21 protein-coding genes and 1 pseudogene are annotated in these 19,743 nt (G+C 73.7%); 10 read left to right on the plus strand and 12 right to left on the minus strand.

Translation table 11 applies throughout. The annotated features are described in order from the left end of the window. Window positions 1-80 precede the first annotated feature (80 nt). The 3 genes from ACFV18_RS07905 to ACFV18_RS07915 all read right to left on the minus strand — a co-directional run bounded on the left by ACFV18_RS07905 (window position 81) and on the right by ACFV18_RS07915 (window position 2,038). Complete coding sequence (locus ACFV18_RS07905) at window positions 81-701, minus strand: YbhB/YbcL family Raf kinase inhibitor-like protein (RefSeq protein ID WP_380480427.1); 621 nt, start codon at window positions 699-701, stop codon at window positions 81-83. 84 nt (window positions 702-785) lie between these two features. Next, entirely contained in the window at window positions 786-1,541 is a 756-nt protein-coding gene (locus tag ACFV18_RS07910) for an alpha/beta fold hydrolase (protein WP_380480429.1), read from the minus strand. Continuing rightward, window positions 1,538-2,038, minus strand: a complete 501-nt coding sequence (locus ACFV18_RS07915; protein WP_380480431.1) for an SRPBCC family protein — start codon at window positions 2,036-2,038, stop codon at window positions 1,538-1,540. Before ACFV18_RS07915 ends, ACFV18_RS07910 begins: the two co-directional genes overlap by 4 nt. A 183-nt stretch (window positions 2,039-2,221) precedes the next feature. Here ACFV18_RS07915 and ACFV18_RS07920 point away from each other — a divergent pair, with 183 nt between their 5' ends. Then, complete coding sequence (locus tag ACFV18_RS07920) at window positions 2,222-3,067, plus strand: alpha/beta fold hydrolase (RefSeq protein ID WP_380480433.1); 846 nt, start codon at window positions 2,222-2,224, stop codon at window positions 3,065-3,067. Between the two features lie 27 nt (window positions 3,068-3,094). Continuing rightward, entirely contained in the window at window positions 3,095-3,706 is a 612-nt protein-coding gene (locus ACFV18_RS07925) for a TetR/AcrR family transcriptional regulator (RefSeq protein WP_380480435.1), read from the plus strand. A 44-nt stretch (window positions 3,707-3,750) separates the two neighbouring features. Here the strand turns inward: ACFV18_RS07925 and ACFV18_RS07930 are convergent, their stop codons facing one another. From ACFV18_RS07930 to thrS, 4 genes are all read right to left on the minus strand, one after another. Next, a complete protein-coding gene (locus tag ACFV18_RS07930; RefSeq protein ID WP_380480437.1) occupies window positions 3,751-4,356 on the minus strand; it encodes a vitamin K epoxide reductase family protein in 606 nt (201 codons plus the stop codon). Window positions 4,357-4,360: 4 nt separating this feature from the next. Next, on the minus strand, window positions 4,361-5,155 hold the full coding sequence (locus tag ACFV18_RS07935; protein ID WP_380480439.1) for a thioredoxin domain-containing protein: 795 nt from the start codon (window positions 5,153-5,155) through the stop codon (window positions 4,361-4,363). Between the two features lie 176 nt (window positions 5,156-5,331). Next, complete coding sequence (locus ACFV18_RS07940) at window positions 5,332-5,970, minus strand: hypothetical protein (RefSeq protein ID WP_380480441.1); 639 nt, start codon at window positions 5,968-5,970, stop codon at window positions 5,332-5,334. 213 nt (window positions 5,971-6,183) lie between these two features. Continuing rightward, window positions 6,184-7,398 (minus strand): threonine--tRNA ligase, encoded by a 1,215-nt coding sequence (gene thrS / locus ACFV18_RS07945; RefSeq protein WP_380480443.1) that lies wholly within the window; start codon window positions 7,396-7,398, stop codon window positions 6,184-6,186. 203 nt (window positions 7,399-7,601) lie between these two features. Between thrS and ACFV18_RS07950 the strand changes: the two genes are divergently transcribed. The 3 genes and pseudogenes from ACFV18_RS07950 to ACFV18_RS07960 all read left to right on the plus strand — a co-directional run. Beyond that, window positions 7,602-7,886, plus strand: a complete 285-nt coding sequence (locus ACFV18_RS07950; RefSeq protein ID WP_380480445.1) for a hypothetical protein — start codon at window positions 7,602-7,604, stop codon at window positions 7,884-7,886. A 210-nt stretch (window positions 7,887-8,096) separates the two neighbouring features. Continuing rightward, window positions 8,097-9,413 carry a cytochrome P450 gene (locus ACFV18_RS07955; protein WP_380480447.1) on the plus strand — a complete coding sequence of 439 codons (1,317 nt, stop codon included), beginning with the start codon at window positions 8,097-8,099 and terminating at the stop codon, window positions 9,411-9,413. Window positions 9,414-9,434: 21 nt separating this feature from the next. Continuing rightward, window positions 9,435-9,608: pseudogene (locus ACFV18_RS07960) on the plus strand (SDR family oxidoreductase); the annotation flags it as partial. Between the two features lie 313 nt (window positions 9,609-9,921). Here the strand turns inward: ACFV18_RS07960 and ACFV18_RS07965 are convergent. The 3 genes from ACFV18_RS07965 to ACFV18_RS07975 all read right to left on the minus strand — a co-directional run bounded on the left by ACFV18_RS07965 (window position 9,922) and on the right by ACFV18_RS07975 (window position 12,676). After that, on the minus strand, window positions 9,922-10,614 hold the full coding sequence (locus tag ACFV18_RS07965; RefSeq protein WP_380480449.1) for a hypothetical protein: 693 nt from the start codon (window positions 10,612-10,614) through the stop codon (window positions 9,922-9,924). Window positions 10,615-10,740: 126 nt separating this feature from the next. Continuing rightward, window positions 10,741-11,883 (minus strand): Cmx/CmrA family chloramphenicol efflux MFS transporter, encoded by a 1,143-nt coding sequence (locus tag ACFV18_RS07970; protein WP_380480451.1) that lies wholly within the window; start codon window positions 11,881-11,883, stop codon window positions 10,741-10,743. A gap of 400 nt (window positions 11,884-12,283) precedes the next feature. Continuing rightward, window positions 12,284-12,676, minus strand: a complete 393-nt coding sequence (locus tag ACFV18_RS07975; protein WP_380480453.1) for a DUF1992 domain-containing protein — start codon at window positions 12,674-12,676, stop codon at window positions 12,284-12,286. Window positions 12,677-12,813: 137 nt separating this feature from the next. Here ACFV18_RS07975 and ACFV18_RS07980 point away from each other — a divergent pair, with 137 nt between their 5' ends. The 4 genes from ACFV18_RS07980 (at window position 12,814) to ACFV18_RS07995 (ending at window position 15,499) form a co-directional block, all read left to right on the plus strand. After that, window positions 12,814-13,623 (plus strand): hypothetical protein, encoded by an 810-nt coding sequence (locus ACFV18_RS07980; protein WP_380480455.1) that lies wholly within the window; start codon window positions 12,814-12,816, stop codon window positions 13,621-13,623. Beyond that, window positions 13,620-13,961 carry a winged helix-turn-helix domain-containing protein gene (locus tag ACFV18_RS07985; protein WP_380480457.1) on the plus strand — a complete coding sequence of 114 codons (342 nt, stop codon included), beginning with the start codon at window positions 13,620-13,622 and terminating at the stop codon, window positions 13,959-13,961. Before ACFV18_RS07980 ends, ACFV18_RS07985 begins: the two co-directional genes overlap by 4 nt. Before the next feature lie 224 nt (window positions 13,962-14,185). Beyond that, window positions 14,186-14,746, plus strand: coding sequence for a GNAT family N-acetyltransferase (locus tag ACFV18_RS07990; RefSeq protein ID WP_380480459.1), 561 nt, complete (start codon window positions 14,186-14,188; stop codon window positions 14,744-14,746). A 93-nt stretch (window positions 14,747-14,839) separates the two neighbouring features. Then, entirely contained in the window at window positions 14,840-15,499 is a 660-nt protein-coding gene (locus ACFV18_RS07995) for an SDR family oxidoreductase (RefSeq protein ID WP_380480461.1), read from the plus strand. Here the strand turns inward: ACFV18_RS07995 and ACFV18_RS08000 are convergent. Further along, complete coding sequence (locus tag ACFV18_RS08000; RefSeq protein WP_380480463.1) at window positions 15,496-16,830, minus strand: condensation domain-containing protein; 1,335 nt, start codon at window positions 16,828-16,830, stop codon at window positions 15,496-15,498. The genes ACFV18_RS07995 and ACFV18_RS08000 overlap by 4 nt on opposite strands. 256 nt (window positions 16,831-17,086) lie before the next feature. Next, window positions 17,087-18,064, minus strand: a complete 978-nt coding sequence (locus ACFV18_RS08005; protein ID WP_380480465.1) for an ROK family protein — start codon at window positions 18,062-18,064, stop codon at window positions 17,087-17,089. Between the two features lie 665 nt (window positions 18,065-18,729). Between ACFV18_RS08005 and ACFV18_RS08010 the strand changes: the two genes are divergently transcribed. Next, window positions 18,730-19,743: a LacI family DNA-binding transcriptional regulator gene (locus ACFV18_RS08010; protein ID WP_380480467.1), complete on the plus strand. Its 1,014-nt coding sequence runs from the start codon at window positions 18,730-18,732 to the stop codon at window positions 19,741-19,743.

Here is a 19,743-nt window from a genome sequence, read left to right on the forward strand (position 1 = left end):
GCCCATGGTAGGGGCGGTGTCCGCAGCCGCCGGAGTGCCACACCGGGACGGCGGTGCGCGAAACCGGAGTTGGGCCGGCGTCAGGCGGGCAGGCGGAAGGTGCCGACGATGCTGGTGGCCCCGAGGACGTACGGCTCGATGGCGGCGGTGACCTGCTCGTACGTCATTCCCGCCGTCGGGAGGGTCGGGGTGGAGAGCGCGTACAGGGTGAAGACGTAGTGGTGGGGCTGGCCCGTGGCGGGCGGGCAGGGGCCGCCCCAGCCGACCACCGGCAGGCCGTGGGTGTCGAAGCTGTTGGCGCCCTGGGTGAACTGGAGGGTGCCGTGGCCCTCGATGCGGTGGGTGGCGCCCGGGATGTCGTAGAGCACCCAGTGGTGCCAGCCGCCGGCCAGCGGCGCGTCCGGGTCGTTCACCAGCAGCGCGTAACCCTGCGTTCCGGCGGGGGAGTTGCGCCAGTTCAGCTGGGGCGCGAGGTTCTTGCCGTGGCAGGACGCTTCCTCGGAGCCCGGGCCGCCGAACTCCGTCCACTGCGGCAGCTTGCCGCCGTCGCGGAAGTCCGGGCTGGTGAGGGTGAACGGGGTGAGGCGGGCCGTCGAGGAGGCGTCCGACGCCGGGGCGGCGGCGGTGAGCGTGCAGGTGACGGCCAGCGCGGCGGCGGCGATGGCGGCCGTGCGCAGCGCGGGCAGGCGAGAGATGATCAATGTGACCCCCGTGTCGTCGAATTGACGCTCAGTCAGGAAATGACTGGGCGGCGGGCGTCAGCTAAGCGGCCATTCGGCGGCCGGTCAAGAGGTTCGGGTGCCGAATGTCTCTCGCGTGTCGCCCGGGAGGAGGGTGTGGTGGGCGCGGCGGATCAGGGTGGCGAAGCGGGCGGGGTGCTGGAGGGCGAGGAGGTGTCCGCCGGGGGTGTGGAACAGGCGGGAGTGGCGGGTGGCGGCGTGGAAACGGCGTTCGTCGGCCCGGAACGGCAGGTCGGCCCGGCCGTTGAGGTAGAGCGTCGGGGTGGTCAACTCCCTTGCCAGGGGCAGGAAATCGGTGCGGCGCAGCTCGGCGACGGCCTGGCCGAAGGCGGGCATGGTGAGGCCGCCGGCCAGCACGGCGTCGGCGGACTCCGCAGGGAGGGCGCGGCGCAGGACGCGGGCGTTGAGGGCGGCGGCGCGCTCGGGGCCGAGGCGGTCGAAGGCGCGGCCGAGGGCGGCGTACAGCGCGGGGAGCGGGCCGTCGGTGCGGGCCGTGCAGCCGTGCAGGACGAGTGCGGCGACATCGTCCGGGTGGCGGGCGGTGTGGGCGAGGGACACATAGCCGCCCAGTGACAGGCCGAGCAGCAGGGGGCGGCGTCCGGTCGCCTCGCGGGCCTCCAGGACGGCTTCGTGCACGGCGGCCACCGCGCCGTCGAGGGTGAACGGGCGGGCGGCGCGGGTGCCGTGGCCGGGGAGGTCCGGGGTGCGGACGTGGAAGTCGGGCGTGAGGCGGCGGACGTGCGGGCGCCACATGGTGGCGGGCAGGCGGATGCCGTGGACCAGCACGATCGGGGCGGTCACGGGCGGGCCGGTTGCGTCGACTCGACGGCGGCGCGGAGCCGGTCGAGGGTGGCGCGCATGCCGGCGCGGTTGATCTCCGCGCGGTCGGCGGGACGGGTGCCGGTGAAGGCCCGGCCGAGGAACTCCGTCAGGCGGGAGCCGCGGCCGGTGCGCAGGTCCTCCCAGTTCTCGGTGACGCGGACGGTGCCAGGCCCGTCCGGTTCGACCAGGTAGCCCCAACTGGCCACCGGGAGGCCGAAGATGGCCACCCGGAAGGCGAATTCCCGGGGCGCCCGGGCAGTGCTGACCCGGCAGTCCGTGAACCAGACGAACGGGCCCTTGCGGTTGAAGCCCAGGAAGCGGGTGCCTTCGGCGACCAGCCCGCGGCCCAGCATCCGGATGGCGAAGCACTCCGGGCTCCAGCGGGCCAGGTTCCGCAGATCGAGCAGCGCGGCGTACACCGACTCGGCGGAGGCGTGCACCGTCACGCTCTCCTGAAGGGTCCATTGGCGGGTCATGCATACCTCCGAAGGGGTGGGGGTCCGGACTGTAATCGGTGGGCGGAGAGCGGTGCAAGGGGGTTGGGTCTCGCCAAAAGTGCTGGTGGGGGCGGTACTTGACGGCTTGTGAGAATGCTCGCTAGCGTGGAACGAGACGACTCGTTCCGACCTGTGGGGCGAGCGGGGACGGGAGCGTGGACGGTGACGGAGGACGTACGGATACCAGTGCCGGGCGCCGAGGAGCTGGCCGCGACGGTGACGGTGCCGGACGGACCGCCCTCGGCGGTGCTGATGCTGTGGCCCGCGCTCGGGGTGCCGGCCGGCTACTACGCGCCGTTCTGCGCCGAGTTGGCCGCCCGCGGCGTCGCCACCGTGGCGGTGGACCTGCGCGGGCAGGGCGGGAGCGGGCCGCCCGCCGACCGTCGCTCGACACACGGCTACCATGCGCTGGCCGCCCGGGACTTCCCGGCGGTGACGGCGGCGGCCCGGGCCGGGTTCGGCCCGGACGTGCCGCTGTTCCTGCTCGGCCACAGCATCGGCGGGCAGGCCGCAGTACTGGCCGCCGCACGCCGACCCGAGGCGGTGGACGGCCTGGTGCTGGTCGCCTCCGGCTCGGTGGACTTCCGGGGATTCGCCGGCGCCGCCCGCCTGCGCGTGCTGGCCAGCACCCAACTCCTCGCGCTGATCGCCACCTTGTGGGGCTACTGGCCCGGCCACCGGCTCGGCTTCGGCGGCCGCCAGAGCGCCCGGCTGATGCGCGACTGGGCCCGCCTCGGCCGCACCGGCCGCTTCGCGCCCGCCGGCGCCGACCTCGACTACGAACAGGCCCTCGCCGCGCTCGCGCTGCCCGTCCTCGCCGTCTCCCTCCCCGGCGACCACCTCGCCCCCGCCACCGCCGTGGACCGCCTGGTCGCCAAACTCCCCGCCGCCGAGGTGGAACGCCGCCACCACACGCCCGCGCACGGCGAATCCGCCGACCACGTCCGCTGGGCCCGCTCCGGCGGCGGGATCGCCGAACTGATCACCGGCTGGCTGGCCGGACGCTGACGAGAAACGACGGAGGCAAGAACTCACATGGGGGAGAAGCGGAACCTGCACCCGCTGACCGGCGAACAGGGCGCGCCCGTACGCGACCTGGCGGCCCGGGAGCGGATCCTCGAAACCACGCTGCGGGTCCTGTCCCGGGTCGGCTACGCCAAGGCGACGGTCGGCGGCATCGCGCAGGAGGCCGGCGTCGGCAAGGCCACCGTCTACCGGTCCTGGCCGCACAAGGCCGCACTCACCCTGGACGCCGTCCGCACCCGGCTGCCGGACATCCCCGTGGACGACCTCGGCGACAGCCCGCGCGAAATCCTCGCCGTGGCCCAGGCCCTGGCCGGCCTCTACGGCGCCCCGCAGGTCCGGGCCATCCTGCCCGCGCTGATCTCGGACGCCGCCACCGACCCCGAACTCGCCCACCGCCTGCGCACCGAACTCGTCGAGCCCCGCCGCGCCCGCTCCGCCACCGTGCTGCGCCGCGCCATCACCCGGGGCGTCCTCCCCGCCGACACCGACGTCCTCACCCTGCTCGACATGTGGGCCGGCCTGATGCTCTTCCGCGGCGTCATGCTGGACGGCGGCCTCGACGAGCGGGGCGTCCAGGCCCTGGTCTCGGCCGCGCTGGCCTCCCCGCCAAGGACGCCCTGAAACGCCGAAAGGGCCGACCAGGTGGGCCGGCCCTTTTCGGAGCGTCAGAGGAGGGTGGACCAGTAGTACCAGAACCTGGTCAGGATGAGCAGGGCTATCAGCAGGAAGCCGGCCGCCGGGACCAGCCACTGGTGGCCGAGGGCGGCCAGGCGGCGGACGGCGGGCGGGCTGGGCAGGATTCCGGTGCGGACGTTGTGGACGGTGGTGGACCAGAAGAGGGTGATGACCACGGCCCACACCACCATGCAGTAGGGGCACAGGGCGCCGATCTCGTACAGCGCCTGGCGGATGAGCCAGGCGACGAAGCCGAGACCGACGAGGCTTCCGGCCTGCAGGGAGAGCCAGAACCAGCGGCGGTAGGAGGCGCCCGCGAGCAGGCCCGCGCCGATCGCGGCGAGGGCGCCGAAGGCGGCCAGGCCGAGGATCGGGTTGGGGAAGCCGAAGACCTCCGCCTGTTCGGTGCGCATGACCGAGCCGCAGCTGATGATCGGGTTGATGTTGCAGTTCGGCTGGAAGGCCGGGTTCTCGATCAGCCGGATCTTGTCCAGGGTGAGCTGGGCGGACGCGGCCAGGCCGAGCAGCCCGCTCAGCAGGATCAGCCAGGAGAAGCGGCGGCTGGCCCCGGTCGGCGTGGTTCGGGCCGTGGTCATCGCGTCACCCGCCCAGGGTCTGCTTGACCAGCGCGCTGAACTGCTCGCTGCCCAGCGCCTTGCCGTCCTTGCCGATCACGTCGAGGGTCTTGCCGTCGAGCTTGACGGTCGGGGTGCCGGAGACGCCGCTCTTGTTGAACGCGGCGGCGACCTTGGTGGCCCAGCCCTTGTAGGTGCCTTCGGTGACGGCCTTGGTGAAGGCCTCGGTCTTCAGGCCGGGGACCTGGCCGGCGAGGTCGAGGAGGTGGTTGACGTCGCCGAAGGCGTCCGAGCTCTCGGCGGGCTGGTTGGCGTACAGCACGTCGTGGAACTGCTTGAACTTGTCGACGCCCTCGTTCAGCGCGGCGCCGGCCGCGGCCAGGGCGGTGCGCGAGCCCTTGCCGCCGAGGTTGTTGTCGAGGAACGCGGCCAGGTGGTACTCGATCTTGTACTGGCCCTGGTCGGCGAGTTCCTTGACGGCCGGGCCGGCCGAGGTCTCGAAGGTCTCGCAGACCGGGCAGCGGAAGTCCTCGTACACGGCCAGGGTGTGCGGGGCGTCGGGGTTGCCGTACACGACCACGGTGTTGTCGGGGCCGCTGGCGTTGGCGGGGACGGCGACCGGGCCGCCCGCCGAGTCGGAGTTCTTGGAGGCCTTCACGGCGAGCGTGGTGCCACCCGCGATCACGGCGACGGCCGCGACGACCGAGATACCGATGGTGAGGGTGCGGCGGCGCTTGGCGCGCAGCGCCTCCGCCTTCTGGGCCTGCTTCAGGCGCTCGCGGGCCGAGACCGTCTTGGCGGACTTGTGGGTGCTGGGCATGATGATCCGTCTCCTCTGCACCCGGCGGCGGGCGGCGCGGCCCGGCTCCGGCAGGTGGTCTCACCTGGGCGGGAGCAGGGGCGGGCGGCCCGGCGGGGTGCGGGTCACAACATGGGGTGATGGGCAGCGGGATTGCCCGGAGACGGCCGCGGTGCGCGTCGTGCGAGGTGAGGCCGTCAGCAGGCGAAAGCCGGCTGCGGCGGTCCGCGACGCGGGGCGGGGGTGTGGACGGCGTCCTGCGGACGGCGCGGGGCGGGCTCGATGCCCGCCGGGGGCAGCAGCTCGGCCGGGCAGGCCGGGCGGGCCGCCAGCAGCAGCGCGCGCCAGCGGCCGGGCAGCAGCCGGGCCACCGTGCGCAGGGCCTCGCCGACCCCGTCGAGGGCGGCGTCGGCCAGCCGCAGCCAGGCCGCGGCGGCCAGCGCGACCGCCAGGTGCACGCCCAGCACCAGCAGGCGCAGCATGCTTGCCGAGTTGTGCGTCCACTGCGCGAACAGTTCGGAGCCGCTGACCTGGTCGCCGCCGCAGACCAGCAGGTCCACGCCGTGCACGGGCCGGGAACAGGCGTCCTGGCCGAGATTGAAGACGGTGTTCAGCAGCAGTTCGACCGGCACCAGCACCGCGGACAGCAGCAGGAAGCGGCGGCGCGCGCCGTCCAGCAGGACCGCGAGCAGGAAGACCGCGACGCAGGCCACCCCCACCAGGGTGAGCGGCAGGGCACGGCCGGTGATCGCCACCTGGCCGAACGCGGCCAGCGGCACGGCGAGCGCGGTGAACACCGCGCCCCGCAGGGCCCTGGTCGCGTGAATGCCGGTCATGGCTCCGGAGTATGCCACGCCGAAGGTCCCCCGCACGAGGGCCCATCGGCCCCCGTGACAGCCGCCCGACCTGCGGATAAGCCCTGGATAAAGGGGACTTCGACGTTGGGCGGGGCCGCTGGCGGCCTGGTCGGGACCCGCTCGGCCCGGGGTGCGGCGTGGGCTCGTCACGCCACCACTGTGACCCCCACCACACCGTCGGGCGGCGGGAGTTCACCAGAGATCGACAGTGTGCGCCCGCACCTTCGCCCCGATCCGGGCCAGCACCTCCTCGGCGGGCAGCGGGTCGAGCCGGCGGCCGTCACGCAGCCGCACCGCCAGGGCGCCGCTCGCGACCTCGCGCGGACCGAGCACCACCTGGTACGGGACCAGCCGGGCCTCCCGGACCCGGGCACCCAGCGAACCGCGCTCCGCCCCCAGCACCTCGGCCCGCAGATCCAGCTCCAGGCAGCGGGCGGCCAACGCGCGCGCCGCGCCCTCCTGCTCCCCGCCGAGCGGCAGCACCGCCAACTGCACCGGCGCCAGCCACGCCGGGAACGCCCCGCCGTGCTGCTCGATCAGGTGCGCCGCCGCCCGCTCCACACTGCCGACCACCGCCCGGTGCACCATCACCGGCCGGTGCCGCGCCCCGTCCCGGCCGATGTAGTGCAGGTCGAACTGCTCGGGCTGGTGGAAATCGACCTGCACGGTGGACAGGGTCGACTCGCGGCCCGCGCCGTCCACCACCTGCACATCGATCTTCGGCCCGTAGAACGCGGCCTCGCCGACGCCCTCCTCGTACGGCACACCGAGCTCGTCCAGCACCCCCACCAGCAGCGCGGTCGCCCGCTCCCACAGCTCCGGCCGGGCCACGTACTTCCCGCCGCCGCCCGGCAGCGACAGCCGGTAGCGGGACGGGGTGATGCCCATCGCCCGGTACGCCACCGCGATCAGCTCCAGCGCGCCGCGCGCCTCCCCGGCGACCTGGTCCAGGGTGCAGAAGATGTGCCCGTCGTTCAGCTGGATCGCCCGCACCCTGGTCAGCCCGCCCAGCACCCCCGACCGCTCCGAACGGTACATGCCGCCCAACTCGGCCATCCGCAGTGGAAGTTCACGGTAGCTGCGGGAACGGGAACGGAACATCACGGCGTGGTGCGGGCAGAGGCTGGGACGCAGGACGAGCTGGTCGTCCTCGCCCATCGACAGCGGCGGGAACATGTCGTCCCGGTAGTGCGCCCAGTGCCCCGAACGCTCGTACAGCTCGCGCTTGCCCAGCACCGGCGAGTACACGTGACGGTAGCCCGCGCGCCGCTCCAGGGCGCGGATGAAATCCTCCAGGCTCTGCCGCAGCACGGCGCCGTCCGGCAGCCAGAACGGCAGACCCGAACCGATCAGCGGATCGGTGTCGAACAGGTCCAGCTCGCGGCCCAGTTTGCGATGGTCGAACACGGCGGTCTCCTCACCGGAAGGGGGACGAGCCACCACGGACGCACATGCGAAAGCCCCGGGCGCTCGGCCCCGGGGCTTGATCAGAACAGCAGTCAGCGCGCCGGGACACTCTCCGGCGTCGTCGTCAGCATCGCAGCGCGCTTCATGACCGGCACGCTAGCAGGCCGGGCGTCGGGAGGCGCGGCATTTGTGCGCCAACGGGCGTGCCAGTCCGCCGCCTGGCCGCCCACCCCGACCTGCACGTGCGCCACCGCACCGCCCAGCGCAGCGACCTCACCCCCGAACTGGTCGCCCTGCTCGCCGCCGACCCCGACCCGGACGTCCGCCGCGCCGCCACCGCGAACCCCCGCACACCGGTCGGCATCGTCACCGCACTGCTCGCCGACCCGGACGCGGCCGACGAACTACGCGAAGGGGCCGCGGCCAGCCCGCACCTGACGCAGCGTCAATTGATGGAGCTGCTCGACCGGTTGGACATACCGCGCTGATGGGGCGGGCGTGGATGCCGCGGTCGCCCGCGCCGGTGTGAGGACCAGCGACGCGTCACCGCAAGGGTGGACCGGCCCTCGACCAGGAGGGGCTCAGTGGGCTGCTGAAGGCCGGATGAGGGCCGACCCGGTCGGTTGCAGGCGGGGGTCGGGTGCCCACGCTCCGTTAAGGTGGGTGCCGTTCGGGCGGGCCGGCAGGGGAGAGATGTGATGGTGACGGCAGCGGACAGTGGCCTTCCGGAGCTCGACGCCGAGGAGTTGGTGCGCTGGCGGTCCGGGGGTGGGCGGCTGGTCGATCTGCTGACGGCCGCTCAGCGGCTCGGCCCCGTGGCCGGGTTCCGGATCGGCGGTCGGCAGGTGGTGCTGGTCACCGGGCCCGAGGAGGTTCAACAGGTGCTGGCCCGCCAGCCCGACACGTACGTCAAGCACGGGCACCGCGCGAAGGTGCTGCTCGGGGACGGCCTGCTGTGCGCCGCCGGTGAGCCGTGGCGGCGCCAACGCAAGCTGCTGCAGCCGCAGTTCACCGTGCGCGGCATCCGCACCTACGAGCCGCAGCTGCGCGCCGCGGTGGCGGCGTTCGCCGACCGGTGGCGGGCTGCCGCCGACAGCGGTGAGATGCGCGAACTCGATGCCGACCTGCGGTACTTCTCGCTGGACGTGATCTGGCGCGCGCTCACCGCGCAGGCGCTGGACGAGCCCACGTACCGGCAGCTGGTCGCCGCCGGGGACAGCCTCGCCGCGATCCCCGCGTTCGCCCCCGCGACCGGCGAGAGCACCGCCGACTTCAGCCGGGCCGTCGCCGACGCCGACCAGGCCGCCGAGCACGCCATCGCGCTCGCCCGGCAGGCCGCGGAACCCACCCTGATCGCGGTGCTGCTCCGCGCAGCCCGCGAACTGCCGGGCTACGACGAGCAGTTGGTGCGTGACGAGCTGCTCACCCTGATGGTGGCCGGCTATGAGACCACCGCCACCACCCTCGGCTGGCTGTTCCTGCTGCTCGACGCCCACCCCGAGCAGCGTGACCTGGTGCTGTCCGCCGGGCCCGCGGGCTCCGCCGAGCGGGCGTCGGCGATCCGCGCGCTGATCGACGAGACGCTGCGGCTGTACCCCGTCGCCTGGCTGATGCCCCGGCACGCCGCCGAGACCGGCACCGTCGGCGGCCACCTCGTCCCCGCCGGAGCGACCGTGCTCCTCTGCCCCTACCTGACGCACCGGGACCCGGCGCTGTGGCCCGGCCCCGAAACCTTCCGCCCGCAGCGCTTCCTGGCCGCCGAACGCCGCCCCGCGCCCGGCACCTACTTCCCGTTCGGCCTCGGCCCGCGCGCCTGCATCGGCGCGCAGTTCGCGCTGCGGGAGATGACGCTGCTGCTGGAGGAGCTGCTGCCCGCGTTCCGGCCGGAGATCCGCGAGCGACCGAGCACGGTCGGCTACCGGCTGACCGTCCACCCCGACGGGCCGGTGCGGGCGGTGCTGCACCGGGCGGTGCGGGACCGGGCTGTGCCCGATCGGGCGGAAAACTGCTTGTGAGCGGGGGTGGCGGTTTGCCAGCCCACCGACACCGGTTGGATGAACGAGGCGGTCCGCGCCGACGTCCTCGCCCGCACGCCGTTGGCCCGCCCCGGTACCCCGCAGGACGCGGCCCGGTTGATCGACTTCCTCTGCTCGCCGTCCGGGCAGTGGATCAACGGTCAACTCCTGCAGAGCGACGGCGGCTACCAGTAGTGTTGTCGGTGGCCGCCTCCCAGGAGCCGGCGGGGGCGACCGGCGACGATGACAGCGAGTTCGTCGCGCACGTGGACCAGAGAGCCTGCGTGACTGCGTCGTGCAGAGCGAGGACAAGGGCGTCCGTTTCGGCCTGCTGTACACCGCAGGCCACGGCGCACTCCCCGACCGACAGTGGTGGGGCCACTCCGGCCTCCAGGGGTGGAGCGTCGTATGGGCCGGGCTGCTGAAGCCGCCGTGGGAGCCGGACCGTGCCACCGCCGAGTGGATCACGGCTGCGGGGTCGGGCGGCCGGCCCACCGGGCTGAGCCGTTCAGGCCCTGTGTTCGGCGCGCTCGCGCAACTCGCGGGTGCGGGCGGCGAGTTCGTTCAGGGTGAGGCCGGCCGTGCCGTCCGTCAGGCTGCCCAGGGTGGAGCCGTCCGCCCAGGCGCAGACCGGGACTTCGCGGTCGGTGTCCCGGAGGAGCGCGCAGGCGATCGCGCCGCCGAGCGGGCCGGGGTCGAAGGTGCGCAGGCCCGTGACGGCGGTGCCGTCGCGGAGGGTGGTGGCGTCGGTGGGGGAGTAGCCGCCGAGCATACGGGTGGCCGCCTCGGCGGCGTCCGGCACCGAGCCGCTCATCGCCACCGCCAGCAACTCCGCCTCCGCGAGACCGGTCGCCCCCGGCGGCCCGTACGCCACCACCTGGATGCTGCGGGGCACGTAGCGCTTGGCGTTGTCCGACTCGTACGCGGCGCGCAGCCGGGCCAGATCCTGATCCTCCGTCACCTGCGACAGGCCCGCGAACTCGGCCGGCAGCGCGACCTTGCGCCGCTCCACCTCCCCGTCCATCGCCGAGACGGCCAGCACCGCGAGGGCGACCGCTGCCGCCGTCCCGATGCCGAAGCCGACCTGCCTGCCCGTCAGCCGCCGGTACCACGGCACCGGCGGCTGCGGCACCTCCCCCGCTGCCCAGATCGCCCGCAGGCCGTCGTACCCCGACTGCGAGTGCTGCTCGGTACCGGTCACGGAGTCCCCCGACTGAAGTGGAATCAGATCGTCCGATCGGACGATGGCCAGCACTCTACAACCACGCTGACCAGCGCCGACGTGGGGCCAGGGGGATGGGTTGCGGCGGGGCGTGTTGGTGGGTGGTCAGGCGTCGGTGCGGGCCGGGGCGCGGTTGCGGAGGGTCGGGGTGAGCAGCAGGGCGATTGCGGTGAGGGCTGCGGCGGTGTGGAGGGGGCCGGTGGGGGAGGGGAGGGTGATGGCGGCGAGGAGCGGGCCGGTGGTGGCGCCGAGGTTGAGGGCGGCTGTCGCGTAGGCCCCGGCCATGGTGGGTGCGCCCGGGGCGGCGGTCAGGGCGCAGGTGATCAGGGTGCCGCCGACGGCGAAGGAGAGCGCACCGAGCAGCGGAACGAGGGCCGGCAGCGTGCTCGGCCAGCCGGCCAGCGCCGCCCAGCCGAGTGGCAGCAGCGGGCCCGCCACCGCGAGCAGCCGCAGCGGATGGCGGTCGGCGAGCCGTCCGGCGACGCCCACGCCCAGGACCGTGCCGAGGCCGAACAGCACCAGCACCACGGGCACCCAGCGAGGCCCGAGCCCGGCCGGGCCGGTCACCAGCGGGGCGAGGAAGGTGAACGCGGCTAAGGTTCCGGCGTTCACCAGCGCGCCCAGCAGCAGCACCCGCAGCAGCCGGGGCCGGGCGAGTTCGGCGAGTTCGGCACGCAACGCGGAAGGCCCGTGCGTGCCGACCCGTCCGGCCGGGACACCCCGCAGCACCCCGACGGCGGCCGGTGCGCAGAGCAGCGCCACCGCCCAGAACGAGGCACGCCAGCCCAGCAGTTGACCGAGCAGCGCCCCCGCCGGAACCCCCACCACCGTGGCCGCCGTCGTCCCCGACAGCAGCACGCCCACCGCGCGCCCCCGCCGCTCGGGTGCGACCAGCCCGGCCGCCGCCGTCACCGCAAGGGCGAGGAACCCGGCGTTCGCGAACGCCGCCACCACCCGGCTGACACACAGCACCTCGAACGACGCGGCCGTGGCACCCACCACGTGGGCCACCGCGAACAGCACGATGAAGGCGAACAACCCGGCCCGGCGCGGCCACCGGCGCGCCAACGCCGCCATCGGCGGGGCGCCCGCGACCATGCCGATCGCGAACGCCGAGGTCAACAGGCCGGCCGTGCCGACGGATACGCCGAGTTCGGCGGCGAGATCCGGCAGCAGGCCGGACAGCATGAACTCCGAGGTGCCCATGGCGAACACCGCCAGGGCGAGCAGATACAGGGCAAGAGGCATCGCACGGAACTCCGGGGTGAGGAGCGGAAACGGACAGCCGTCTCGTCACCCGGAGTCCGAAAGCACGCCCCAGTGCCGCGCGGCCCTCGACGGGGCGGCGCGGCAGGCAGGGGCAGGACTCAGGTGTTCAGGGGCCGACGGCAGGGCCGAAGACCCCCACCTCGTCCGACTCGGGGCTCACCACGCTGCGCACGCTACCGAACGATGCCCGCCCGGTCAGCCGAATTTCTGCCGCGCCACTGCCTCGGCCGGGCGTCGGACCTTCTTGCCCAGCGACATCGCGGCCGCCTCGCAGCCGTTGGCGCGGGACAGCGCGACGGCGGCCGTGCGCGGCACCGCTCGGCGGTTATCGACCGCCAACCCGCCGCTGCGGTACGGGTTTTCGGCGGCCGGTCCAGGATCAGGTGCGGCGCCGGGCGGCGACCTCGGCCTCGATGTCCACCGGCGCGACCCCGAGCGGCGGGCCTTCGAGGGGGCGGCGCAGGGCCGCGTCGATACGGGAGTTGACCTCGGCCAGCCGCTTGCGCAGCAGCTCTTCGGTGGGGGCGAGGCGGGCGGCCTCGAGTGCCTCGTGCAGCTCGTTGCGCAGGGCGAGGGACGGCGGCAGCGAGCTCAGGCCCTCGCGTTCCAGCTTCTCCCGCAGCCACCACATCTCGTGGTACGGCCGGTTCTCGTGGGCGAGCGGTTTGCCCGCGCCCGGCAGGTTGTCGAACTCGCCGCGCTCGGTGGCCTCCCGGATCTGCCGGTCGACCCAGCTCTCGAAGGTGACGCCCGGGGGTTTGCGGTCGGTCATGGCGGGTTCCTCCCGTTCTTCCGTGTGCGGATCGCTGCACCTCCAAGCCTACGTCCTCGCCCAACTCTGCTTCTGGAGCGGGGAGATGGTGGGTGAGGTCCCTTGCGGAAACTGGTTTGTCATGCAAACCTGACGGCATGACAGACGCATCGCTGCCCCCGTCCGGCACTCCGCACGAAGTCCTGGCCGGCCTGGGCGAGTTGACCCGCAAGGTGCGCGCCGCGCAGCGCGGCACCTGGTTCCCGCTGCTGCTGCTCGGCGGGCTCACGCTCGGCGGGATCCTGGTCAGCCGCCTCACCTACCGGATCCTGTCCGTCCCCTGTCCCGAGCTTGCGGCGGGCGCCGGCTGCACCCTCGTCAGGCAGGGCTCGCCGCTCTACTGGCCGGTCGGACTCGCCCTCGCCTACCTGGCGACCGCGGTCTTCTACGTCCGCCGCGCCCGCAACCGGGGCGTCGGCACCGCCGTCCGGCCCTACGTCCTCACCGGCATCGCCCTGCTCGCCGTGGTGGCCGCCACCTCGTTCTGGGTCACCCGGAACGGGATGCCGCAGCCCGGCGCACCGCTCGACTTCTGGGGCCTGCACCTCGACCCCGCCGCCCCGGCGACCAGGTTCCTCTCGCGGTTGATGGGCGGCGCCCTGGCCGTCGGACTGCCGCTGCTGGTGCTGGCCCGGGTGGAACGCAGCCGCGTCCTGCTGCTGCTCGCCGCGCTGTACCTGGCCATCGAGTTGGTCCCGCTCACCTCCGGCTGGGCGGGCATCCCGACCACCTCACCCTGGGCCTTCCTGCCGCAGTACGCCGTCCCTGGCACTCTCCTGCTGCTCGGCGCCCTCGGCTTCGGCCTGGCCGAGCGGTTCGGTGGGCGGTTCGGCGGGCGGGGCGGTGGGCGGTTCGGCGGGCGGTTCGGCGGGCGGTTCGGCGGGCGCTTTGGTGGGCGCGCCGCGTGAGGACCGAACAGCCCGAACAGCACCCCGCGGTCGGCCTGGACGACGTTGTCCACCAACGCGTCCGCCTCGGCATCCTCACGGTCGCCCACCAGGCGCGCCGGGTCGAATTCGGCTTCCTGCGCACGGCACTCGGCCTCACCGCAGGCAATCTCAGTCAGCACTTGGCGGTGCTCGAAAAGGCCGGACTGATCGCCGTCGAGAAGGGCTACGAGGGCCGCCGCGCCCGCACGTGGCTCACCCTCACGCCCGCCGGGGACCGTGCGCTCCAGGAGGAAGTCACCCAGCTCAAGCGGCTCATCCAGCAGATCGAGAACGGGCGTTCGGGGTCGGCCTCCTGATTCCCACCCAGACCGGCGGCGGCCGAAGCGGTGGAGGCCACTGCTCGGGCGGACGGCGATCCTGCGCCGGGTGCCGCCGGAGTGGCGCCGATCCGGCCGGTCGGTGGCAGAACGGGGGAGGAACTCGCCGAGGCCCGGCCGGAGTTGAGACGGGACAGACCGGTAGCGAGGGCGCTGCGCGTAGGCTGCCGTTTCGTCCGATCTTCTGCGACGAGGACTCAACCATGGGCAGCCGCACCACCGTTCGCCTGATCGCGCCCGCCGACGCCGGCCCGATAGCCGCGCACCGCGCGCGCGACGCCGAGGCCTTCCGGCGGTGGGAACCGGCCCAACCGGCCGCGTTCTTCACCCCGGAGGGCCAGACGGAGCGGATCGACCGGCTGCTGACCGCCCACCGCGCCGGGACGGTCTGGCCGGGCGTGGTGCTCGCCGACGACCACGTGATCGGGCAGGTCACCGTCGGCGGCATCCTGCCGCAGCCCCACCTGCGTCGCGCCTCGCTCGGCTACTGGATCGCCACCACCGCCCAGAACCAGGGCCACGCCGGGCGCGCCGTCGGCCTCGCGCTGAAAGTGATGGCGGAGGAACTCGGGCTGCACCGCGTCGAGGCGTCCACCAGCCTGGAGAACCTGCCGTCCCAACACGTGCTGCGCCGCAACGGATTCAGCCCGTGCGGCCTCGCGCACGCGTCGATCCTGCTCGACGGGCGCTGGCAGGACTCCTTGCTGTGGGAGCGGATCCTCGACGACCGATCGGCCGCGGTGCCTACCGCGAAGGGCAGTTGACCTCGCGCCAGGTGCGGGCCGAACTCACCCGTCCGTATGGCGGGTCGGCTGGGCTCCGACGGGAAGCGATCACTCGGGCGTACGGTCGGGCGCATGCGTATTGTCATTGCTGGTGGTCATGGTCAGATCGCGCTTCGGCTTGAACGGCTGCTCAGTGCGCGGGGAGACGAGGTCGCGGGGATCGTCCGGCGGCCGGAGCAGGCGGGTGATCTGCTGGCGGCGGGTGCCGAACCCGTGGTGTGCGACCTGGAGTTGGCGTCGGTCGCCGAGGTGGCCCGGCATCTGGAGGGCGCCGATGCGGTGGTGTTCGCGGCCGGGGCGGGGCCGGGCAGCGGGGCGGCCCGGAAGGACACGGTTGATCGTGGGGCCTGTGTGCTGCTCGCGGACGCGGCCGAGGCTGCCGGGGTGCGGCGCTTTCTGGTGGTGTCCGCGATGGGGGCCGACCGGGAGCCCCCGGCCGGGACCGATCCGGTGTTCGCCGCCTACCTGCGCGCCAAGGCGGCGGCCGACGCCGAGGTGCGGTCCCGCCCCGGGCTCGACTGGACAGTGCTACGGCCGGGCCACCTGACCGACGAGCCGGGCACCGGGTTGGTGGAGCTGACCTCGTCCACGGGGCGCGGGAAGGTACCGCGCGACGACGTGGCGGCCGTCCTGGTCGCGCTGCTCGACGAGCCGGGGACGGCCGGGCTGACCTTGGAGCTGACCGACGGCAACTCGACCGTGGGCGAGGCGGTTTCGGCGCTCGTCGGTTAGCCCGTGGCGGCGGGGTTCGCCATCGCCAGCAGGGTCTCGCGCAGGGTGTGCTGGAGGCGGGCCATGGTCCGGTGGGCCTGTGGGAGATCGACGTAGATCGAGTTGATGTGCAGGCCGTCGGCGTCCCGCTGGAACCACGAGGTGGTGCCGTTCACGCGCGACACCCAGACGTGCGCCATCGGGCGCCAGCGGTCGTGGTGCTCGGCTCCCGGGCACTTGCGCATGTCGATGTAGGAGAGGAAGTTCACCGGGAACGGCCAGCAGCGGCCGGTGAAATGCTCGGGTGCGAGGAGTTCCCAGGCCCGGACGAAGGGCACGTCGAGGCTCTCCATCATGGTCGAGAAGCCGTCCCGGACTCCGGCGAGGAGTTGGGGGAAGTCCAGGTCTCTGGCGACGGAGAACTCGATCGGCAGGGTGTTGACGAACCATCCGAGGGAGTCCCGCCAGGTGCCCCGGCCGCGCTCGCTGAGCGGCATCAGGGCGCGGTAGAGGTCTGGTCCGCCCTCCTCGCGCAGAGCGATCGCCACGGCGGCGAAGAGTCCCATGAACAGCTTTCCGCCCGCGCCCTGGCAGCGGGCCTCCAGCGCGGCGGCCTGGTGCCCGTCCAGCAGGGTCGCGGATTCGTTGACCGGCGGGTACAGGCGGCCGGGTTCGGTGCCGAGATCCAGCGGGAACTGCGGGAAGAATCCGTCATTCCGGGCGATGAACGACTTCCAGTAGGTGAGGCGGTCGTCGTCCACGGCGATGGACGCGTAGCGGTGACGCTGCTCCCGGCCGAAATCCAGATAACTTCCCGCGGGCGGGAGGTCGGGGTGCTTTCCTGCGCGGTAAGCGGCGTACGCGATTTGCACGTCGCGGACCACATTCGGCATTGACATTCCGTCGGACACGATGTGGTCGAATGCGAGGTAGACCGTGGTGGGGCCGGCGTCCCGGACGACGGCCCCCATGGTGTAAGGCGGCCACTCCAGTGTGTCGATATGCTTCTGAAAGCTGCCGCTCAGGAACGCGTGAACCTCCTGCGAGGTGTCGAATTCGCCCATGTGCACGGATTCCAGTTCGATGTCCTCCGGTCGGTGCACCGCGCAGGACAGGTCTCCCAGGAGCCGCTGGAACTCGCAGCGCAGGACCTGGTGCCGCTGGACCAGGAAGCGCAGCGCCGACTCCAGGGCCGCCCGGTCGAGCGGGCCCTCGACCTCGAAGGTGACGGCGAGCCAGGAGGCGAGCGGTTCGCGGCTGTTGCGGGTCTCGTCGATCAGGGAGTGGTGCTTGTCCTGATTGAACGACGCGTTCCTGTCGTATTCCTCGCCGTGGCGGTCTGCGTACGCCACTCCCGAAGACCTGATATTCCATTGGACAATCTGCCCAGGCGCAATATCGGCCGATTCCAAGGGCGCTTGGCGCATGCTGGTGTTCTCCCGGGACGGAGGGGCGTTTTTGCGAATCGGCAAGGCGGAAGCGCCCGCACAAAGGGGCTGATTCGGCCGATTCAATGCAGAACGTAACACCGTGCATTCGGGAAGTGGCTGACCGGCGCGGCACGAAATCGCAGCCGCTGGGCGCCGCGGGGTTTAGCCGGGGGGAGCGTCACGAGAAGTGCGGCAGGCTCGGCCGGGCCAGGGCGGCGGCGCCGATGAGGCCGGCGTCGGTGCCGAGGCGGGCGGGGGCCAGGGCGAGGTTTCGGGTGAACGGGAGGGTCGCGTACGAGGCGAGGTGGTGGGCGAGGGGTGCGAAGAGGACGTCGCCCGCGCCTGCGACACCGCCGCCGATCACGGCGACGTCGAGTTCGACCAAGGTGGCGGTGGCGGCGATGCCGGCCGCCAGGGCGCGGGCAGCGCGGTCGAAGGCGGCCAGGGCGAGCGGGTCGCCGGCCTTCGCGGCGCGGGCGACGCCGGTGGCGGAGGTGTCGCCGTCGGGGCCGGGGCGCCAGCCGCTCTCGGCGGCGGTGCGGGCGATGGCCGTGCCGGAGGCGAGCCCTTCGAGGCAGCCGCGGGAGCCGCACGGGCACGGGCGGCCCTCGAAGTCGACGCTGATGTGGCCGAGATGGCCGGCGTTGCCGGTGGTGCCGGTGTGCAGGCGGCCGTCCAGGACGAGTCCGGCGCCGACGCCGGTGGAGACCACCAGACAGAGCGCGTTGCGGTACGGGCGGGCCGCGCCACGCCAGTGTTCGGCGGCGGTCATCGCGACCGCGTCACCGCCGAGGATCACGGGCAGGTCGCCGACGGCCGGGTGCGCGGTGGCCTCGGCGCGCAGCGGAAAGGCGCGCCAGCCCGGCAGGTTGACGGGGCTGACGGTGCCTTCGGCGATGTCGACCGGCCCGGCGCTGCCGATGCCGAGCGCCCGCACCCGGCTCCACTCGGGCAGCCGGGCCAAGCCGTCCAGGACGCGCGCGACGGCGGCCATCAGTTCGTGCCGGTCGCCGGTCGCCGGGGTCGGGACCTGGAGCCGGTGCAGCAGGGTGCCCCCGGTGTCGACCAGGCCGCCGGCGATCTTCGTGCCGCCGATGTCCAGCGCCGCGAGCAGCGGTTCGCCGGGGGTCGCGGGGTCGGCCGGGGGGTGGCTCATGGTGACGTCTCCACAGGTGGGACGGGGAGCGCCGTGGTGCGGGGCAGGGCGCCGTCGGATCGGGTCCTGTGATTCTGACCGCCTCTGACAACGTTGTCCAGCGCGAGGGGCCCCGCCGGGACCGGGGGGTCCGCACGGCGGTCAGTGGCGCTGGACCTGCGTCGGACGGGGGCGGTCGGCGGGTGGTCGAGTGTTCGGGTCGGGTCGCTGCTTCGGGGACCGGGACGGCGGCCAGGGCGCACCGGTGGCAGGCGGCGGTCAGGGTGGCGGCGGGGTGGCGGAGTTGGGAGGGGGTGAGGCCGGGTTGGCGTTGGGTGGGGCCACCGAGGGCGTCGCCGTCGGGGTCGGGTGGTGTGCGTGGTGGTCGGCGGCGTCGGACCTGCGTCGGACGCGGGGCCGTCGGCGGGCGGTCGAGTGTTCGGGTCGGGTCGCTGGTTCGGGGGCCGTGGTCGGTGCTCCGGGTGCATCGGGGGCGGGTGCGCCGCGAGGACCTCGACGAGCTGTTCCCCGGCCTGCTCGACTCCGTCCTCGCCGGGGCGCGCCGCACGGGAGCGGTCCGCACTGGGGCCACCACCGGCTGACGGCCTGACCTCCTGGCGGCCGGTGGGCTGTTCGGCGACGCCCGGTCGGAGCGGGCCGGAGGTACCCGCACTATTCTCCGTGGCATGACGAGCAGCCTCCGCACCGGTGTCCGACCGACCATGAAGGATGTCGCCGCGGCGGCCGGGGTCGGGCTGAAGACCGTCTCCCGGGTGGTCAACGGGGAGCCCGGGGTGGCGGCGGGGACGGCCGGGCGGGTGCGGGAGGCGATCGACGCCCTCGGGTTCCGGCGCAACGACAGTGCGCGGGTGCTGCGGACCGGGCGCACCGCGAGCGTCGCGCTCCTGCTGGAGGACATCAGCGACCCGTTCTCCTCCGCGCTGTCCCGGGCCGTCGAACAGGTCGCGGCGGCGGAGGGCTGCCTGCTGTTCACCGGCTCCAGCGGCGAACAGGCCGATCGGGAACGGGAGTTGGCGCTCGCGTTCTGCGCCCGCCGGGTGGACGGGCTGATCGTCGTGCCGGCCGGGGACGACCACCGGTACCTGCTGCCGGAGATCGCCTCCGGTACGCCCGTGGTGTTCCTCGACCGCCCCGCCGCCGGCATCGACGCGGACGCCGTGCTCAGCGACAACGCGGGCGGCGCCCGCCGGGGCACCGCGCACCTGATCGCCCACGGCCACCGCCGGATCGGCTACATCGGCGACCAGCGGGCCATCCACACCGCCGCCGAACGCGAACGCGGCTACCGCGCCGCGATGGCCGAGGCCGGGCTCCCGGTGGACGAACGCTGGCTGGACTGCGGCCCCACCGACCGCGCCCGGGTCGGTGAGGCGGTGCGCCGCCTGACCACCGGACCGGACGCCGTCACCGCGCTGTTCACCGCCAACAACCGCGTCACGCTGGCCGCCCTGCACCACCTGCCCGCCGAGCGCCGCCCGGCCGTGGTCGGCTTCGACGATCTGGAGCTCGCCGCCCTGCTCACCCCCGGCCTCACCGTGGTCGCCCAGGACCCGGCCGCCCTCGGCACCCTCGCCGCCCGCCGCCTGTTCGCCCGCCTGGCCGGGGACTGCGGCGCGCCCGCCCGGCTGGAGCTCCCCACCACCCTGATTCCGCGGGGTTCGGGCGAGATCCGTCCCTGA

Source organism: Kitasatospora sp. NPDC059673, assembly GCF_042734215.1.
Taxonomy (GTDB): domain Bacteria; phylum Actinomycetota; class Actinomycetes; order Streptomycetales; family Streptomycetaceae; genus Kitasatospora.

What these genes read in the sequence shown, in the direction of transcription:
- ACFV18_RS08010 (WP_380480467.1), top strand. Translation starts at nt 18,730, where the DNA reads ATGACGAGCAGCCTCCGCACCGGTGTCCGACCGACCATGAAGGATGTC.
- ACFV18_RS07975 (WP_380480453.1), bottom strand. Translation starts at nt 12,676, where the DNA reads ATGACCGACCGCAAACCCCCGGGCGTCACCTTCGAGAGCTGGGTCGAC.
- ACFV18_RS07980 (WP_380480455.1), top strand. Translation starts at nt 12,814, where the DNA reads ATGACAGACGCATCGCTGCCCCCGTCCGGCACTCCGCACGAAGTCCTG.
- ACFV18_RS07955 (WP_380480447.1), top strand. Translation starts at nt 8,097, where the DNA reads ATGGTGACGGCAGCGGACAGTGGCCTTCCGGAGCTCGACGCCGAGGAG.
- ACFV18_RS07990 (WP_380480459.1), top strand. Translation starts at nt 14,186, where the DNA reads ATGGGCAGCCGCACCACCGTTCGCCTGATCGCGCCCGCCGACGCCGGC.
- ACFV18_RS08005 (WP_380480465.1), bottom strand. Translation starts at nt 18,064, where the DNA reads ATGAGCCACCCCCCGGCCGACCCCGCGACCCCCGGCGAACCGCTGCTC.
- ACFV18_RS07995 (WP_380480461.1), top strand. Translation starts at nt 14,840, where the DNA reads ATGCGTATTGTCATTGCTGGTGGTCATGGTCAGATCGCGCTTCGGCTT.
- ACFV18_RS07935 (WP_380480439.1), bottom strand. Translation starts at nt 5,155, where the DNA reads ATGCCCAGCACCCACAAGTCCGCCAAGACGGTCTCGGCCCGCGAGCGC.
- ACFV18_RS07940 (WP_380480441.1), bottom strand. Translation starts at nt 5,970, where the DNA reads ATGACCGGCATTCACGCGACCAGGGCCCTGCGGGGCGCGGTGTTCACC.
- ACFV18_RS07915 (WP_380480431.1), bottom strand. Translation starts at nt 2,038, where the DNA reads ATGACCCGCCAATGGACCCTTCAGGAGAGCGTGACGGTGCACGCCTCC.
- ACFV18_RS07930 (WP_380480437.1), bottom strand. Translation starts at nt 4,356, where the DNA reads ATGACCACGGCCCGAACCACGCCGACCGGGGCCAGCCGCCGCTTCTCC.
- ACFV18_RS07925 (WP_380480435.1), top strand. Translation starts at nt 3,095, where the DNA reads ATGGGGGAGAAGCGGAACCTGCACCCGCTGACCGGCGAACAGGGCGCG.
- ACFV18_RS07970 (WP_380480451.1), bottom strand. Translation starts at nt 11,883, where the DNA reads ATGCCTCTTGCCCTGTATCTGCTCGCCCTGGCGGTGTTCGCCATGGGC.